Origin of the sequence: Methylobacterium sp. NPDC080182, from assembly GCF_050281105.1 — a bacterium.
Taxonomy (GTDB): Bacteria; Pseudomonadota; Alphaproteobacteria; order Rhizobiales; family Beijerinckiaceae; genus Methylobacterium.
This window is the reverse complement of record NZ_JBNNWO010000013.1, coordinates 74,879-90,665: the sequence shown is the minus strand read 5'-3', so window position 1 is coordinate 90,665 and position 15,787 is coordinate 74,879. Positions and strand designations below refer to the sequence as shown.

Below are 15,787 nucleotides of genomic sequence, written 5' to 3'. Positions count from 1 at the left end.
GCGTGCCGCGGGCCCGCCGCCGGTCAGGTCATGCGGGTCAGGACGGTCTCGTTCCAGAGCCTGCGGTGCAGGAACGCCATCGCGGCGTGGCCGAGCACGACGACGAGGAGCGTGAAGCCCAGCCAGTAGTGGAACAGGTCGGCGGGCAGCATCATCCACTCGATCTTCGTCTCGCGGGCCGGCATCACGGGGATGCCGTAGGGCGCGAAGGGCTTGCCCGATCCGTACTGGCGCAGCAGCGCGAGGCTCGGGACCAGGACCATCAGGAGATAGATCAGGCCGTGACCGGCCGCGACCGCGCGCCCCGGCGCGCCCGGATGGGCGGGGCGCCGGTGAAGGTTCGCGAGGCCCCACACCCCGCGCAGGAGCACGAGCAGGAACAGGGTGAAGCCGAGGGTGAAGTGGCTGCCGCCGACGAGGCGGGTGAGCGCCGCATCGCCGATCGTGACGTAGAGCAGCGCCCCGGCGAACTGCCAGGCGAACAGGGCCGCCATCACCCAGTGGAAGCCGCGGCTGACGCGGCCGTACCGCTCCGGCGTGTCCAGCCAGACGGTCCGCGATGCGGTGGCGTGGCCGCTCTGCCCCGTCACGCGGCGTTCTCGGTCCAGAGGTCACCGGCCAGGCCGTCCCCGCGCAGGATCTCGGAGGCCGCGCTGGTGAGCGCGTGATCCGGTCCGGGCTGGCGCAGGTAGGTGGCGAGATCGCGCGACAGCCGCTCCAGCGGATGGCCGCGCAGGAAGCCCTGGAGGCCGACCGAGCGCTGGGCCAGCTGGAGGATGTCGAGGCCGGCGCGCTCGACCGCGAGGCGGACCAGGTTGATGTAGGCGACGACGCGCTCCGGCGGCATCGCCGCGTCCGACGCGACCTGCGCCCCGCGCTCGACCCAGAGACGCGCGCCCTCGACCGCGATGGCACCCTCGCCGAGGCGCGCCAGCTGGTGCGGATCGCTCCCCCGGCCGAGGCGGCGCAGATGGCCGCGCCAAGCATCGAACACGGCCTCGATGCCGCCGAGTTGCACCGCCGCGAAGCGCCACGCGCCGCCCGAGAAGGCCGGCTGCCGGAAGTAATCGTCGGGCTGGCCGAGGATATCGTCGGCCGCGAAGGCGAGGCCGGTGAAGTCGATCGTGCCGGTCGCCGAGGCGCGCATGCCCTGCGCCCGCCACGCCGAGAGATCGGACCGCGTGCCGGCGTCGAGCGGCACCACCATCATCGCCGTGCCGCCCTGTCCCGGATGCCGGGCGGTGACGAGGGCGCGGGTGACGAAGCCGGCGCCCGACGCGAAGGTCTTCACGCCGCGGAGATGGCCGTCAACGTCCGAGGCCTCGATCGTGAGGCCGCCTTCCCCCGGCTCGGTGTTCCAGACACCGAACAGGTGGCCGGCGCGCGCGGCGGCGAACAGGCGGACGCGCTGGGCGGGTGAGCCGTACCGGGCGACGAGCTGGAGGGCGTTGACGTGACCCTCGTAGAGCCGGCCGAGAGCGAGGCTTCCGTAGCCGACCAGCCGCAGAACCTCCGCCAGGGCACCGGCGCCCGGCTCCGTGCCGAGGCCCGCGCCGCCGTGATCCACCGGCACGGGCGCGGCGAGCAGCCCCAGGCGGGCGAGATCGGCGATGTCATCCAGTGGGAAGCCGTCGTCGTGATCCTGGGCGTCGGCGCGCGCGGGCGCCGACGCGGCGATCGCGCGCGCGGCCGCCTCGGAATCGTAGACGGGATCCAGGCGGGTCCACTGATCCATGCGCCTGACTCCTCTCAGAGCGCCACCGCGTCGACATCCAGGCGAATGGCCGCTGAGGGGCGGTTGCCCACGGTCGCGCGCTCGGGTCTCGTCACGTATGGGCCCCCATTGCCCGCAGAAGATGCGGAAGATCCTAAAAAACTAACCTAAGACTGAGCCATCCTTTCCCCGGCCGCGGCTGCGACCAATGCGACCGTCGTCGATCCGGGCTGCTCTCAGTTCAGCGTCCGGTTGGCGCGCAGCCGCGCCACGGCCAGGTCGACGAACGTCCGCACCTTCGCGGGCGCGTGCCGGCCTTCCGGGTACAGGACGTGGACCGGCAGCGGCGCTTCCTCGTAGTCGGCGAGTACGATCTGCAGGTGGCCGTCCCGCAGGTCCGGGCCGATCTGGTAGTTCAAGACACGCGCCAGCCCCCAGCCCGACCGTGCGGCGCCGATCGAGACCTCGTTGGTGTTGCCCTCCAGAGTGGGGCGGACGACCACCCGCTCGTTCCGGCCGAACCGCCACTCCGGCGACGCGAAGGCCCCGGTGGAGACGGCGATCCGGTGGCGCTTGAGATCCGCCGGGGTCGCCGGCACGCCGTGCCGCGCGAAGTAGTCCGGGGCGCCGCAGATGACGTGGCGCACCGACCCGACCCGAGCGGCCGTGAACCCAGAATCGGTCAGGTGGCCGATGCGGATCGCCACGTCGATTCCCTCCTCCACCATGCTGACCGGCCGGTCGACGAAGAGGGTCCGCGCCACCATGGTCGGGTAGGTGTCGAGGTAGTCGGTGACGATCGGGAGCACGTGCATCCGTCCGAACAGGACCGAGGCCGTCACCGCGAGCGTGCCCGACGGTGTCGCGTTGGAGCCGGCCGCCGCCGATTCCGCCTCGGCGATGTCGGCCAGGATCCGCCGGCAATCCTCGTAGTACCGGCTGCCCGCTTCCGTGAGCTTCACGGAGCGGGTCGTCCGGATCAGGAGGCGGGCGCCGATGGTCTCCTCGAGTGCCGCCACGGCGCGCGTCACGGCCGGCGGGCTCATGTGCAGGAGGCGGGCGGTCTGCGCGAAGCTCGCCGTCTCGGCGACCTTCGCGAAGATGCGCATGGCCTGCCACCGATCCATAGCCTCGCTCCGGGTTCTCGCGGCCGGGTCGCGACGCTCACGCCCGATCCGGCCCGCCGCGTCGGCGTCCCGGCCGAACGGTCAGAAGCCGAAATGGCTCAGGCCCGGATGGTCGTCCGGCCGGCGCCCGAGGGGCCAGTGAAACTCGCGGTCCGATTCCGCGATCGGCAACGCGTTGATGCTGCTGTGCCGATAGCGCATCAGCCCGTCCTCGGCGAGGCGGACCTTCGTGATCGTGCTCTGCGCGTCGAAGGGCGGCGGCGGCGGCGGACGGGACAGGACGGGCTCCTTGTCCTCGGGGAAGGTTCAGCCCGGCTCCGGTAGCGGCGCAGGATGATCCGCCGGCGCCGGTCCCGCGAGGCGGAACACGGCGCGCGCCGTGCCGCCGCGCGCGTCAGAGCGCCAGCTGCACCCGGTCCGTGCCCTCCGCGGGCACCGCGGAGCAGATCAGCACCTCGTCCTCAGCCACCGGTGCGCTCGGTTCCCTCAGATAGGTCACCGCGCCGGCGAGCAGCTTGGTGCGGCAGGTCCCGCAGCTGCCCTCGCGACAGCTGAACTCCGGTGCGAGACCCCGCGCCTCTGCGAGGTCGAGGAGGCTGCCCGAATCCGGCGTCCAGCGCGCTTCCTTGCCGGTGTCGAGGAAGGCGACCGGCACCGTCTCCGTGGAGGCCGGTGGCCGCGGAGGCACGGCCGCCGCCGTTCCGGTGTCGCGGATGAGCCCCGAGGGACCGAACGCCTCCGCGTGAATCCGGTCGTCCGCCACGTTGTAGCCGCGCAGGCCATCATAGAGCGCCTGGGCGAAGGCCGACGGGCCGCACAGGTAGAAATCGTAATCCGCGAAGGCCAGGAACCGCGTGAGCATGGCCATGTCGATCCGGCCCGCGGCCTCGTAATCGACGCCAGCCGCGGCATCGGAGACATCGCTAAGGACGCGCACGATCCGCACGGCTCCCTGCGCCGCCGCGGCGAGTTCGGACAACTCCCGGTCGAAGGCGCGCTCGGCGCGGGTGCGGGCAGCGTAGACGAGCGTGGTCGGCCGGATCTTGCGGGTGCGCAGGCCCTCGTAGACCACGTGCCGGAGCATCGCGAGGAGCGGCGTGATCCCGACGCCGCCGGCGAGCAGCACGGCCGGGCGCGCCGCGCTCGCATCGAGGGTGAAGCCGCCGCCGGGCGCGCGCGCCTCGACGATGTCGCCGACCTGGACTCGGTCGTGAAGGTGCCGCGAGACGGTGCCGTCGCGCTTCACGCTGATCCGGTAGGTCGGGTCCGAGGGCGCGACCGAGAGCGTGTAGGTTCTTATGACCGACGCGTCTGCCCCCGGCAGCGTGACGCGGATCGGCAGGTGCTGGCCCGCGCGGTGCGGGAGCCGCCCGGCCCCGTCGTCCGGGGTCAGGTGGAAGGACCGGATCGTGCGGCTCTCGTCGACGATCTCGGCTACCCGGAACGGCCGCCACTGCGTCGCGCGCTCGGCCGCCCGGACGCGGTCGGCGGCCTCCGCCCAGTCGCCGGTCATCAGCGCGTTCGGCGACCAGCCGTCCGGCCGGAACGACCAGCGCAGCGGCAGGGCACCGCGTCGGCGGATCACCCGGCGCGGCCGGAAGCTCCAGAGCCGCTCGGCGCCCTGGAAGGCCGCGATCTCGGGCGAGTCCAGGATCACCGCGGCGTCGCCGGTCAGCTGCAGGAGATCGCCCGTCTCGAAATCGGTGAAGACCAGGCCGGCCCTGCCGTTCAGGAAGATGTTCCCGAGCGTGGCGAAGAACAGGTTGCCGGCGAAGTCGGGGATGGTCAGCGTGCCGTCCGCGGCGATGCGGACGAACCCCGCCTTGCCGCCGCGATGCGAGACGTCGACCTGGCGCCGGCCCTCCCGGTCGGCGTAGGAGGCCACGAAGAACGTGTCCGCCGCCGCGATCAGGCCGCGGGCTTCCGGGTCGAGCTCCGCGCTCTCCTCGGCGGGGGCCGGAGCGGGGGCGCCCGGCTCGCCGACGAAGCTCATGTCGCGCAGCTGGATGTATTGCGGGCAGTTCCCGAAGCTCTGGTCTACGGCGAAGTGCAGGGCTCCGCCGGCCGTGGAGCGGACGAGGCCGTTGACGCGGTTGCGGCGGCGGCTGTCCAGCGCGATCCCGAGGAGGCCGATTGCGTCGCCGTCGCCCGTGCCATCGGACGCGGGGTCGGCCGGGTCCGGCCGCGCGGCGATGTCGAGGGTCGTGGCGGTCGGCGAGGAGATGAAGCCGGGACCGCCGGCCAGGAGCGTGGCCCAGGCGTCGCCCTGCCGGTCGACGCTGCCCAGCACGATGAACGGGATCTCCGCGAAAAAGGCGCGATGCTGATCGGGCATGAAGTCCCGCACCACCCGCTGGCCGACCACCGCCATCCGGTCGGCGGCGCCGACCGTCTCCTGGATGGACGTCTCGCCGGCATGCCATGTCGTTAGCGTCGCAAGGGTCTGACCGTCAGCCATCTCCGCGCCCTCCACTCGTATCCGCCCCCGGGCGCGGGTGCGCCCGGGGCCTTCCGGTCACGCCGCGGCCGTGAGGCCCGCGGGGGTCTGGGCGAAGGGGACGAAGCCCGGCAGGCCCTCGATCCGGCGCAGGAAGGCCTCGACCCGCGGGTAGCCCGACAGGTCCACGTTCCCCTCCGGGGCGCGGGCGAGGTAGCTGTAAACCGCCACGTCCGCGACGGTCGGCTGCTCGGCCGCGAGCCAGTCCCGGCCGTCGAGATGCGCCTCGAGCCGCCCCAGGAGCGTGTGCGCCCGGGCGATCACCTCCTCCGGGTTGAACGTGGCGCCGAACACCGTGATCAGCCGCGCGGCCGCCGGCCCGTAGGCGAGTTCGCCCGCCGCGACCGAGAGCCAGCGCTGGACCGCCGCCGCGGCGCGCGGATCCTCGGGCAGCCAGTCGGACCGGCCGAGCCGCTTCGCCACGTAGACGAGGATGGCGTTGGAATCTGAGACGATCACGCCGTCGTCGTCGAGCACCGGCACCTGACCGAACGGGTTCATGGCCAGGAAGGCCGGCGTCTTGTGTCCGCCCGCCTTCAGGTCGACCTCGATCAGCTCGTGCGGGGCCTCGACCAGGGAGAGGAACAGGCGGGCCCGATGCGCGTGGCCCGAGAGGGGATGGTGGTAGAGCTTCATGACCGTGGATCTCCGTCGGGGGCCGGGATCGCCCCGGGCCGTGTGAGGAGAATGCCGCCGCGTTCGGGCGAGCAGAATAGGCGTTCTCCGCAGTTCATCATTCCGGAAATCGGAATAATCGCGCGGGCCAAAGGTGCCGAGCGATCCTGTGCCGACCTGGCGCGGCCGTCCTCCGCCTCGCCTCCGCGGGTACAAGCGCCGCGGACGGGCTTGGCACAGACGCCGATCAGCGACCCGGGAAGCAATCATCAAGACGCCGGTTCCGAAAAGACTGCGCGGGACTTGACACCGAGGCCATTACCGAGGAGCCTAGTTTTCAGGCGCGGGGCAAAGCTGCCCAGTTTCGCGCCAATACGTCACCATCTTTCACGGCGATGCCGCCCGCAGTGCTTCCGCACTGGCGGGCTTTTTGCGTTCTGAAGGATTGCATGGGCCTCAGCCATCACCGCATCGGCATCCTGTTCTCCGCGGACGGACCCTACGGTCTCGTCGGGCGGGCGATGCTGAACGGCGCGCTCCTGGCAGTCGACGAGGTGAACGCGCGGGCCGACTGCGTCCTGGAGCCGGTGATCCGCGATCCGCAGGGCGCCCTCGCGGGCTACGTCGCCGGCGCCGAGCGGCTCCTCGACGCAGGGATCCGCCACGTCGTCGGCTGCTACACCTCGTCGAGCCGCAAGGAGATCATCCCGATCTTCGAGAAGCGAGACGCCCTGCTCTGGTACCCGTCGCATTACGAGGGCTTCGAGACCTCGGCGAACGTGGTCTACACCGGGGCGGCGCCGAACCAGCACATCGTCCCGCTGGTGCGGCACCTCCTCGCCCGGGGCGGCCGCACCGCCTTCTGCGTCGGCTCCAACTACATCTGGGCCTGGGAAAACAACCGGATCCTGCGGGAGACGCTGGCGATCGCCGGCGGCGGGGTCGCGGGTGAGCGCTATCTCGCGGTGGGCGAGACCGTCTTCGATCAGGTGATCGAGGCGATCCTGGCCGCGAAGCCGGACTTCGTCTTCAACACGCTGATCGGCATCTCGGCGTACCGGTTCTTCCGCGACTTCCGGAGTGCCTGCGCGGCGCGCGGCATCGACCAGGCGCGGACCATGCCGGTGGCGAGCTGCAGCCTCGCCGAGCCGGAACTGGAGGCGATCGGGCCGGAGGCGGTCGACGGCCACCTGTCCTCCAGCGTCTACTTCACGTCGATCGACACGCCCCGCAACCGCGCCTTCATGGCGGCCTACGCGGCGCGCTTCCCCGCAGGCCCGACCCCCTCGGCGGATGCGGAATCCTCGTACATCGCGGTGCATCTCCTGGCGCGGGCGCTGGCGCGGGCCGGGACCGAGGAGGCCGCGACGGTGCGCCGGGCGGCCTGCGCCGACGAGTTCGAGGCGCCCCAGGGACCGGTGCGCCTCGACGAGACGACCCTCCACGCCTGCCTGACTCCCCGGATCGGCCTCTCGACGGCGGCGGCCCGCTTCACCATCGTGGCGCAGGCCGAGGCGCCGGTCGCGCCGGACCCCTACCTGGTGCGCAGCGATCCGCGCGTCGTGCCGGTGAGCCGGCGCCCGCACCTGAAGGTGGTGCCATGAGGACGCCCCGGCTGATCCAGAATTTCAGCGGTGCGCAGGCCCTGCTGATCGCGCCGCAGAGCACCGCCACGGACGTCCTGGCGGGCACCCTGATGAAGCTCGGGCTCACCGTGGCCTCGGTCGTCCCGGCCGGCGAGGCGCCGTGGCTCGATTTCGAGATCCTCGACCCCGAGCACCACATCGTCATCGTGGACGGCGACCTGCCGCTGCCGGGCCTCGCGGCGAGCGCCGTGCCTGACCTGCCGCCGGTCCCGGTGGTCGGGCTCGTGGGCGTCGAGGCGCCGAGCCGCCTCAAGGGGCTGCTCCAGCTCGGCGCGACCGGCCTGCTGCGCAAGCCGATCCACGGCGCCTCGGTCTACGCCGCCCTGTTTCTGGCGGTGAACGAGCACAACCGGCGCCGTCTCCTCGAAGAACGCCTTGCTCGCCACGAGGAGCGGAGGCGCGGTCGGCGCCACGTCGTCAAGGCGATCCTCCGGCTGATGCAGGAGCACGGCCTCGACGACGACGCGGCCTACGAGACGCTGCGGCGCGACGCCATGCGCGCCCGGCAGCCCCTGGAAGCCTACTGCGAGGCGCTGGTCCGCACCCGTCCGTCCGTCGCCGCGCCGGCCCGCTCGCCGCGGCTGGCCCGATCCTGAAGCACGCACTCCACCCCGTAGACGAGGACGACCCGATGACGAGAATGCCCCGCGGATCCCGCTTGTCCGCCCTCGCGGCCGCCCTGCTCGCGAGCGTATGCCTGGCCGCCCCGGCGGCGCGCGCCGCCGACCCGATCAAGCTCGGTGTCCTCGAGGACCAGTCCGGCGACTTCGCGGTCGCCACCATCGGCAAGGTCCACGGCATCCAGCTCGCCGCGGACGAGATCAACGCGGCGGGCGGCATCGCCGGGCGCAAGCTGGAGCTCGTGATCTACGACACGCAGTCCGACAACACGCGCTATCAGGAATTCATGCGCCGGGTGCTCCAGCGCGACAAGGTCAACGCCGTCTTCGCGGGCTTCTCTAGCGCGTCCCGCGAGGCCTACCGGCCGATCGTCGACCAGCTCGACGGCTTCGCGTTCTACAACAACCAGTACGAGGGCGGCGTCTGCGACGGTCACATGGTCGTCACGGGCGCGGTGCCGGAGCAGCAGTTCTCGACGCTGATCCCGTGGATGATGGAGAAGTTCGGCAAGCGGGTCTACACGATCGCGGCCGACTACAATTTCGGTCAGATCTCGGCCGAGTGGGTGCGCAACATCGTCAAGGAGAACGGCGGCGAGATGGTCGGGGAAGAATTTATCCCCCTCGGCGTGTCGCAGTTCTCGCAGACGATCCAGAACATCCAGAAGGCCAAGCCCGACATCCTGATGACCCTGCTCGTCGGGACGGCGCAGGCCTCCTACTACGAGCAGGCGGCGGCCGCGAACCTGAAGGTGCCGATGGGCTCCTCGGTCAACATCGGCCAGGGCTACGAGCACAAGCGCTTCCAGCCCCCGAGCCTCGCCAACATGTACGTGACCACGAACTACATCGAGGAGGTCGACAGCCCGTCGAGCAAGGCCTTCCTGGCCAAGTGGAAGGCGAAGTTCCCGAACGAGCCCTACGTGAACCAGGAGGCCGAGAACTCCTACCTCGCGGTCTACCTCTACAAGCAGATGGTCGAGCGGGCGAACGGCTCGACCAAGCGCGCCGATCTGCGCAAGGTCATCGCGGCGGGCGACGTCTGCGTCGACGCGCCGGAGGGCAAGGTCTGCATCGACCCGAAGAGCCAGCACGCCTCCCACACGATCTACCTCGCGAAGGTCGACGAGAAGCACGCGATCTCCTTCCCGAAGACCTGGGACAACATCCAGCCCTACTGGCTCGGGAAGGCCGGCTGCGACCTGACGCAGAAGGATCCGATGGCGCAGTACACGCCGAGCAACCCGCCGAAGCCCTGACCTGCCGGGTCGGGAATCCGCGCGCCGCGGCCCCGGGCCGGAGACGACGCGACATCGCCGGGGCCGAGGCCCCGGCCCACAGCCATCACGATCGGGCCTCCGGATGGATCTGCTGACTCACGCCTTCACGTTCCTCTACCAGATCGGCGACGCGTTCTCGTTCCTGGTCCTCTCCGCCTGCGGCCTCGCGGTGGTGTTCGGCATGATGGGCGTGATCAACCTCGCGCACGGCGAGCTGATCATGTGCGGCGCCTACGTCACGGCGGCGTCCACGCGGGCTGGGCTGCCGCTGCCGCTGGGCATCCTGGCCGGCGCACTCGTCGCCGGGGCCGTCGGCATGGTGATGGAGCGCCTCGTCATCCGCCACCTCTACGGGCGGCCCCTCGACACGATCGTGGCGACCTGGGGCATCAGCCTCGCGGCGACGCAGGGCACGCTGATCCTGCTGGGCTCCAGCATGCCGGGGATCGGCACTCCGCTCGGCAGCTTCACGGTCGGCGGCTACTCCTATTCGACCTACCGCGTCGTGCTGATGGTCGCCGCCGTGGCGGTGCTGGCCGGGCTCTACCTCGCCTTCAACGCCACCCGCTTCGGGACGCTCGCCCGCGCCACCATCCAGGTGCCGCACATGGCCGAGGCCCTCGGCGTCGACACCCGCACGGTATACGCCCTGACCTTCGGCCTCGGCGCGGGGCTGGCGGGCCTCGCGGGCGGGCTCTACGCGCCGACCATGACCATCGTGCCGACCATGGGGACGACCTTTATCATGGAGGCCTTCGTCACCGTGGTGGTCGGCGGCGCCGACATCTTCCTCGGCACGGCGCCGGCGGCGCTCGTGCTGGGCACGGTGCGGGCGCTGCTCACGACGTGGCAGGGCCAGCTCTTCGGCCAGATCGGGCTCCTCGTCGCGGTGATCCTCGTGATCCGGGTGCTCCCGCGGGGCATCTCGGGCCTGATCCTGCGCGAGCGGGCCTGAGGCCATGGCGATGATTCCGGCCATGTTCTCGGCGAAGACCCTGCTCCGGCGCCTCGAGGGCCCGCAGACCCTGGGGCGCGGCCCGACCTTCTGGACCGCCTTCGCCCTCGCGGTGGCGGCCGCCGTGGCCTACCCGTGGTTCGCGGACGGCTACACGGTCGGCAACACCGCCTACTTCTTCTGCTGGGTGTTCATGGCGCTCGGCCTGTGCCTGATCTGGGGCTACGGCGGCGCGCTCAGCTTCGGCCAGACCGCCTTCTTCGGCCTCTCCGGCTACGCCTACGGCGTGCTCACGCTCAATGTCGGCGCGGCCTACGGCTTCACCCTCGCGGCCCTGGTGCTGGCGGTGGCGCTCTCGGCCGTGATGGCGGCGCTCCTCGGCTACTTCCTGTTCTTCGGCCGGATCGGCGGGGTGTTCCTCGGCATCATCACCCTGTCGGTGACGCTCGCCCTGGAGCGCTTCATGGCGCAGACCGCCGGCCCGGAATGGAAGATCGGGGCGGCGCGGCTCAACGGCTACAACGGCATGAGCGGCATGCCGCCCCTGACGGTGCCGTGGCTCGACGGCGACGTCGTGCTGTTTCCCGACGTCGCCCTCTACTACGGCCTCCTGGGCCTCCTGATCGTCGTCTACCTCGCGCTGCGCATCCTGGTGAACGCCCGGTTCGGCAACGTGCTGGTGGCGATCCGCGAGAACCCGGAACGGGCCGAGATGCTCGGCTACGACGTGCGGCGCTACCAGCTCGCCGCCTTCGTGATCGGCTCGGCCCTCGCGGGGCTGAGCGGCACCCTCTACACCGCCTGGGGCCAGTACATCACGCCCTCCAGCATGGGGCTCACCGCCGCCGCGCTGCCGGTGATCTGGGTCGCGGTCGGCGGCCGCGGCGACCTGACGGCCACGCTCATCGGCACGCTCGTGGTCCTCGGCGGCTTCCAGGCGCTGACGATCTACGGCAGCCAGTACGCCTTGGTGGTGATGGGCCTGCTCCTCGTCGTGGTGGTGCTGGCGGCGCCCGACGGCCTCGTGGGAGCGGCCATGCGCGGGCTCGGGCGCCTCCGCCGCCGGGAGGCGGGCCGATGAATCCGCTGCTCGAGACCCGCGATCTGAGCAAGCATTTCGGCGGGCTGCACGTCACCAACGACGTGAACTTCGCCCTCGCGGCGGGGGAGATCCACTGCCTGATCGGGCCGAACGGCGCCGGCAAGAGCACCTTCTTCCGCCTGCTGCTCGGCGAGTACACGCCGGAGCGGGGGCAGATCCTCTACGCCGGCGAGGACATCACCGCGCTCAAGCCCTTCGCGCGGATCCGGCGGGGCATGAGCGTCAAGTTCCAGGTGCCGGGCATCTTCCCGAGCCTGTCGGTGGCGCACAACCTGGAGATAGCCCTGCAGCACCATCTCGAGGGCGCCTCGCTCGGTGCCGAGATCCGCCGACTGCTCGCCTTCCTCAATCTCACCGCGGCGGCCTCCGACCGCGCCGGCAACCTCAGCCACGGGCAGAAGCAGTGGCTGGAGATCGGCATGGCGATCAGCCTCAAGCCGCGCCTGCTCCTCCTCGACGAGCCCACCGCCGGGATGTCGCCGGACGAGACCTTCGCCACCGGCGCGATGGTGCAGGCGCTCAACCGCGACGGCGTCGCCGTGCTGGCCATCGAGCACGACATGGCCTTCGTCCGGCAGATCGCCCAGCGGGTGACCGTGCTCCATGTCGGGCGCATCTTCGCTCAGGGCACCACCGACGCGATCATCGCGGACGAGCGAGTCGCCGCGATCTACCTCGGGGAAGCGGACGCGCCGCCGCTGCGGAGGGTCGCCGATGCCTGAGGCGCTCCTCGCGACGACCGGCCTCCGCGCCGGCTACGGCGGCAAGCCCGTGCTGCAGGGCGTCGACCTCGCGGTCCGGCCCGGCGAGATCGTGGCGGTGATCGGCCGCAACGGCGTCGGCAAGTCGACGCTGATGCGCAGCCTCGTCGGGCTCCTGCCCGCCTCCGCGGGCGGCATCGCGTTCCGGGGTGCGGCGGTCGAGGGGCTCGCCGCCCACCGGCGCGCCCGCCTCGGCATCGGCTACGTGCCGCAGGGCCGCGACGTCTTCCCGCGCATGAGCGTCGCCGACAACCTGACGGTCGGCGCGTCGCTGCTGCCGAAGGGGGAGCGGCCGGATTACGAGCGCGCCTTCGGGCCTTTCCCGATCCTGCGGGAGCGGCGCGGGCAGCGGGCGGGGACGCTCTCGGGCGGCCAGCAGCAGCAGCTCGCCATCGGCCGCGTCCTCGTCGGCGGGCCTGCGCTGATCCTCCTCGACGAGCCCTCCGAGGGCATCCAGCCCTCGGTGGTGCAGCAGATCGGCCGCACCCTGGTCGATCTCAACCGCCGCACCGGGGTGACGATCGTGTTCGTGGAGCAGAACCTCGACCTGATCCGCGCCATGGCCCAGCGCAGCTACGTCATGGACAAGGGCCGGATCGTCGCGGAGCTGACGGCCGGTGACCTCGACGACCGCGACCTCGTGCGGCGCCACCTCGCCGTCTGACGACACGGCAGACAACCAAGGGAGAGACGACCATGCAGTGGCTCGACCAGTCCATCATGGCCCGCAAGGGCGTCGCCGGCGGCAAGCCCGGCCGGGAGCACACGATCACCGAGGCCGAGCAGGGCCGCTACCACTACGTCTACGGGCCCTTCGCCGAGCCGGTGCTGACCGTCGATCCCGGCGCCGTCGTCACCGTCGAGACGCACGACGCCTTCGAGGGCAAGATCCGCCACGAGACCGACAGCCCGACGCAGATCCTGAACTTCCCGTACCTCAACCCGCAGAACGGGCCGATCTACGTCAACGGCGCCGAGAAGGGCGACTGCCTCGCGGTGGCGATCCGCTCGATCCGGCCGCGCGGCCCGCAGCCCTGCGGCACGACGCTGATCATGCCGGAATTCGGCGGCCTCGTCGCCACCGGCGACACCGCGCTCCTCAATCCGCCGCTCCCCGAGCGGGTGCGCAAGCTCGAGGTCACGGCCGAGACCGGCGTGCGCTGGAACGACCGGATCACGCTGCCCTACCAGCCGTTCATCGGCACGATCGGCACCTCGCCGGAGATCGAGGCGATCTCCTCGCTGCAGCCGGACTATTACGGCGGCAACATGGACCTGCCGGACGTCGGCGTCGGCGCGGTGATCTACCTGCCGGTGAATGCGAAGGGCGCGCTCCTCTACCTCGGCGACTGCCACGCCGCGCAGGGCGACGGCGAACTCTGCGGCGTCGCGGTGGAGCACCCGACCCACACGACGGTGCAGATCGACCTGATCAAGGGCTGGACCTTCCGCTGGCCGCGGCTCGAGACCGAAGACTTCTACATGACGATCGGCTCGTCCCGGCCGATGGAGGACGCGGCGCGCATCGCCTACCGGGAGCTGATCCGCTGGCTCGCCGCCGATTTCGGCTTCGACGAGATCGACGCCTACATGCTGCTCACGCAGTGCGGGCGCGTGCGGCTCGGCAACATGGTCGATCCGAAATACACGCTCGGCGCCTCGATCACGAAGGCGATCGCCCACGCCTGACCGGCGACGGAGGAGGACGGCATGGATCTCGGGCTCAGAGGCCGCCGCGCGCTGGTGACCGGCGGCACCAAGGGCATCGGCGCGGCGATCGTCGACCTGCTGGCCGACGAGGGGGCGGCGGTCGCCCTCTGCGCCCGCAGCGCCGCGGAAGTCGCCGCCAAGGTGGCGGCCCTGCGCGCCCGGGGCGTCGCGGCGACCGGGCGCGCCGTCGACGTCGCCGATTCCGCCGCGCTGCGCGGCTGGGTCTCCGAGGCCGCGGAGGAACTCGGCGGCCTCGACATCGTGGTGCCCAACGTGAGTGCCCTCGCGGTCGGCAGCGACGAGGCGGCGTGGCGCAGCGGCTTCGCCGTCGACATGATGGGCACCGTCTCGGCGGTCGAGGCGGCGATGCCTTACCTCGAGCGCTCCGAGGCCGGCGCGATCGTCGTCATCTCCAGCGTCTCCGGGCGGGAGATCGACTTCGCGGCCGGTCCCTACGGCGCCTTCAAGGCTGCGCTGATCCACTACGCGCAGGGGCTGGCCTTCCAGCTCGCGCCGCGGAACATCCGCGCGAACTCGGTCTCGCCCGGCAACACCTACTTCGCGGGCGGCGTCTGGCACCAGATCGAGACCGGCAACCCGGCGCTGTTCGCCGAGGCACTCCGGCTGAACCCGACCGGCCGGATGGCGCGGCCGGAGGAAGTGGCCCGCGCGGCCGTCTTCCTGGCCAGCCCGGCCGCGAGCTTCATCACCGGCACCAACCTCGTGGTCGACGGCAGCCTGACCCGCGGCGTGCAGTTTTGACGCCGACCGGCCTCGCCCCGCACCGGGACACCTGCGACGTCCGAAGCACACCCGGCGCGTTCAGTACGGTCGTTCAGCGACGAAGTCCGGAGATCGCGAGGACTCACCACACTTGCGACGCATTTCGGCCGCTCTCGACTCTGTAAAGACAAGCTTGCCACGCGCGCTGGCACGCGGCACTCTCAAGCTTGGCCGTTCGCGCGGCGGTGGCACGCCGCGCGGTCGCGCCGGGCTGCAGGACAGGGAAGTCCAGGGCGATGATGACGGACGATCGCGAGGCCGGCGGGCTCGACGGGCGCGGGCGCCTCGGAAGCGAGGCGGGAGTTCTCAGCCGCCGGTCGTTCCTGGCCGGCTCGGCCCTCGGGATCGGTGCGCTCTCGCTCGGCGGGTGCGGGACGACCGACACCCTGCTCATGGCCGAGGCGGCGAAGACCTACGGGCCGATGCCGAACGAGAAGTTCCCGATCCCGGCGGTCGACGTCAGCAAGGTCAACCCGAAATACTACCGGCGGACCGTCCAGTACGCCTCGTCGGAAGCGCCCGGCACGATCGTGGTCGATCCCGCCAACTACTACGTCTACCGCATCGAGGGTGACGGCACCGCCACCCGCTACGGCGCCAATGTCGGCCGCCAGGGCTTCCTGTGGAACGGGAACGCCTATGTCGGCCGCAAGTCCGAGTGGGCGACCTGGACCCCGCCCAAGGAGATGATCCGGCGCCAGCCCGAGGCCGCGAAATACGCCCGCGGCATGCCCGGCGGCCTCGACAACCCGCTCGGTGCCCGCACGCTGCACCTCTACCAGAACGGCGCCTACACGCTCTACACGATCTACGCCAGCAGCGACGCCGAATCGATCGGCACGGGCATCACCAGCGGTTGCGTCGGCCTGCTCAGCCAGGACATGATCCACCTCTACGCCCGCACGCCGGTGAAGACGAAGGTGGTCGTGCTGCCGGCCTGAGGGCGGGCAGCGCCCGCGCCGTCCCCGCTTCCCGGC

The 15,787-nt window shown here is 71.4% G+C and carries 15 protein-coding genes and 1 pseudogene; 10 read left to right on the top strand and 6 right to left on the bottom strand.

Going from position 1 to position 15,787, the window contains the following annotated elements; all coding sequences use genetic code 11:
- Nucleotides 1–23: 23 nt before the first annotated feature.
- The 6 genes and pseudogenes from ACQKQD_RS22235 to ACQKQD_RS22210 form a co-directional block, all read right to left on the bottom strand.
- On the bottom strand, nt 24–590 hold the full coding sequence (locus ACQKQD_RS22235; RefSeq protein ID WP_427509584.1) for a cytochrome b: 567 nt from the start codon (nt 588–590) through the stop codon (nt 24–26).
- Nucleotides 587–1,735 carry an acyl-CoA dehydrogenase family protein gene (locus tag ACQKQD_RS22230; RefSeq protein WP_427509583.1) on the bottom strand — a complete coding sequence of 383 codons (1,149 nt, stop codon included), beginning with the start codon at nt 1,733–1,735 and terminating at the stop codon, nt 587–589. The genes ACQKQD_RS22235 and ACQKQD_RS22230 overlap by 4 nt, the downstream gene beginning before the upstream one ends.
- 215 nt (nt 1,736–1,950) lie before the next feature.
- Nucleotides 1,951–2,841, bottom strand: coding sequence for a LysR family transcriptional regulator (locus tag ACQKQD_RS22225; protein ID WP_091927134.1), 891 nt, complete (start codon nt 2,839–2,841; stop codon nt 1,951–1,953).
- Nucleotides 2,842–2,922: 81 nt separating this feature from the next.
- Nucleotides 2,923–3,057, bottom strand: a pseudogene (locus tag ACQKQD_RS22220) (DUF1348 domain-containing protein); the annotation flags it as partial.
- Nucleotides 3,058–3,235: 178 nt separating this feature from the next.
- On the bottom strand, nt 3,236–5,299 hold the full coding sequence (locus ACQKQD_RS22215; protein WP_427509582.1) for a pyridoxamine 5'-phosphate oxidase family protein: 2,064 nt from the start codon (nt 5,297–5,299) through the stop codon (nt 3,236–3,238).
- Between the two features lie 57 nt (nt 5,300–5,356).
- On the bottom strand, nt 5,357–5,974 hold the full coding sequence (locus ACQKQD_RS22210) for a glutathione S-transferase family protein (protein ID WP_427509581.1): 618 nt from the start codon (nt 5,972–5,974) through the stop codon (nt 5,357–5,359).
- Nucleotides 5,975–6,402: 428 nt separating this feature from the next.
- Here ACQKQD_RS22210 and ACQKQD_RS22205 point away from each other — a divergent pair, with 428 nt between their 5' ends.
- The 10 genes from ACQKQD_RS22205 to ACQKQD_RS22160 all read left to right on the top strand — a co-directional run bounded on the left by ACQKQD_RS22205 (nt 6,403) and on the right by ACQKQD_RS22160 (nt 15,751).
- Nucleotides 6,403–7,557 (top strand): transporter substrate-binding domain-containing protein, encoded by a 1,155-nt coding sequence (locus ACQKQD_RS22205; protein ID WP_427509580.1) that lies wholly within the window; start codon nt 6,403–6,405, stop codon nt 7,555–7,557.
- Nucleotides 7,554–8,195, top strand: coding sequence for an ANTAR domain-containing response regulator (locus tag ACQKQD_RS22200; protein ID WP_427509579.1), 642 nt, complete (start codon nt 7,554–7,556; stop codon nt 8,193–8,195). Before ACQKQD_RS22205 ends, ACQKQD_RS22200 begins: the two co-directional genes overlap by 4 nt.
- Before the next feature lie 44 nt (nt 8,196–8,239).
- Nucleotides 8,240–9,478 carry an urea ABC transporter substrate-binding protein gene (locus tag ACQKQD_RS22195; protein WP_427509578.1) on the top strand — a complete coding sequence of 413 codons (1,239 nt, stop codon included), beginning with the start codon at nt 8,240–8,242 and terminating at the stop codon, nt 9,476–9,478.
- Between the two features lie 103 nt (nt 9,479–9,581).
- Entirely contained in the window at nt 9,582–10,454 is an 873-nt protein-coding gene (locus tag ACQKQD_RS22190; RefSeq protein ID WP_427509577.1) for an ABC transporter permease subunit, read from the top strand.
- Nucleotides 10,455–10,458: 4 nt separating this feature from the next.
- Complete coding sequence (locus tag ACQKQD_RS22185; RefSeq protein WP_427509576.1) at nt 10,459–11,535, top strand: branched-chain amino acid ABC transporter permease; 1,077 nt, start codon at nt 10,459–10,461, stop codon at nt 11,533–11,535.
- On the top strand, nt 11,532–12,278 hold the full coding sequence (locus ACQKQD_RS22180) for an ABC transporter ATP-binding protein (protein ID WP_427509575.1): 747 nt from the start codon (nt 11,532–11,534) through the stop codon (nt 12,276–12,278). The genes ACQKQD_RS22185 and ACQKQD_RS22180 overlap by 4 nt, the downstream gene beginning before the upstream one ends.
- Complete coding sequence (locus ACQKQD_RS22175) at nt 12,271–12,981, top strand: ABC transporter ATP-binding protein (protein WP_427509574.1); 711 nt, start codon at nt 12,271–12,273, stop codon at nt 12,979–12,981. The genes ACQKQD_RS22180 and ACQKQD_RS22175 overlap by 8 nt, the downstream gene beginning before the upstream one ends.
- 32 nt (nt 12,982–13,013) lie before the next feature.
- Nucleotides 13,014–14,006 (top strand): acetamidase/formamidase family protein, encoded by a 993-nt coding sequence (locus ACQKQD_RS22170; protein WP_050731620.1) that lies wholly within the window; start codon nt 13,014–13,016, stop codon nt 14,004–14,006.
- Between the two features lie 21 nt (nt 14,007–14,027).
- The gene (locus ACQKQD_RS22165) at nt 14,028–14,789 is read left to right on the top strand and encodes an SDR family NAD(P)-dependent oxidoreductase (RefSeq protein ID WP_427509573.1); all 762 of its coding nucleotides are present in this window, start codon (nt 14,028–14,030) and stop codon (nt 14,787–14,789) included.
- 257 nt (nt 14,790–15,046) lie between these two features.
- On the top strand, nt 15,047–15,751 hold the full coding sequence (locus ACQKQD_RS22160) for a L,D-transpeptidase (RefSeq protein ID WP_354455921.1): 705 nt from the start codon (nt 15,047–15,049) through the stop codon (nt 15,749–15,751).
- The last annotated feature ends 36 nt before the right edge of the window (nt 15,752–15,787 follow it).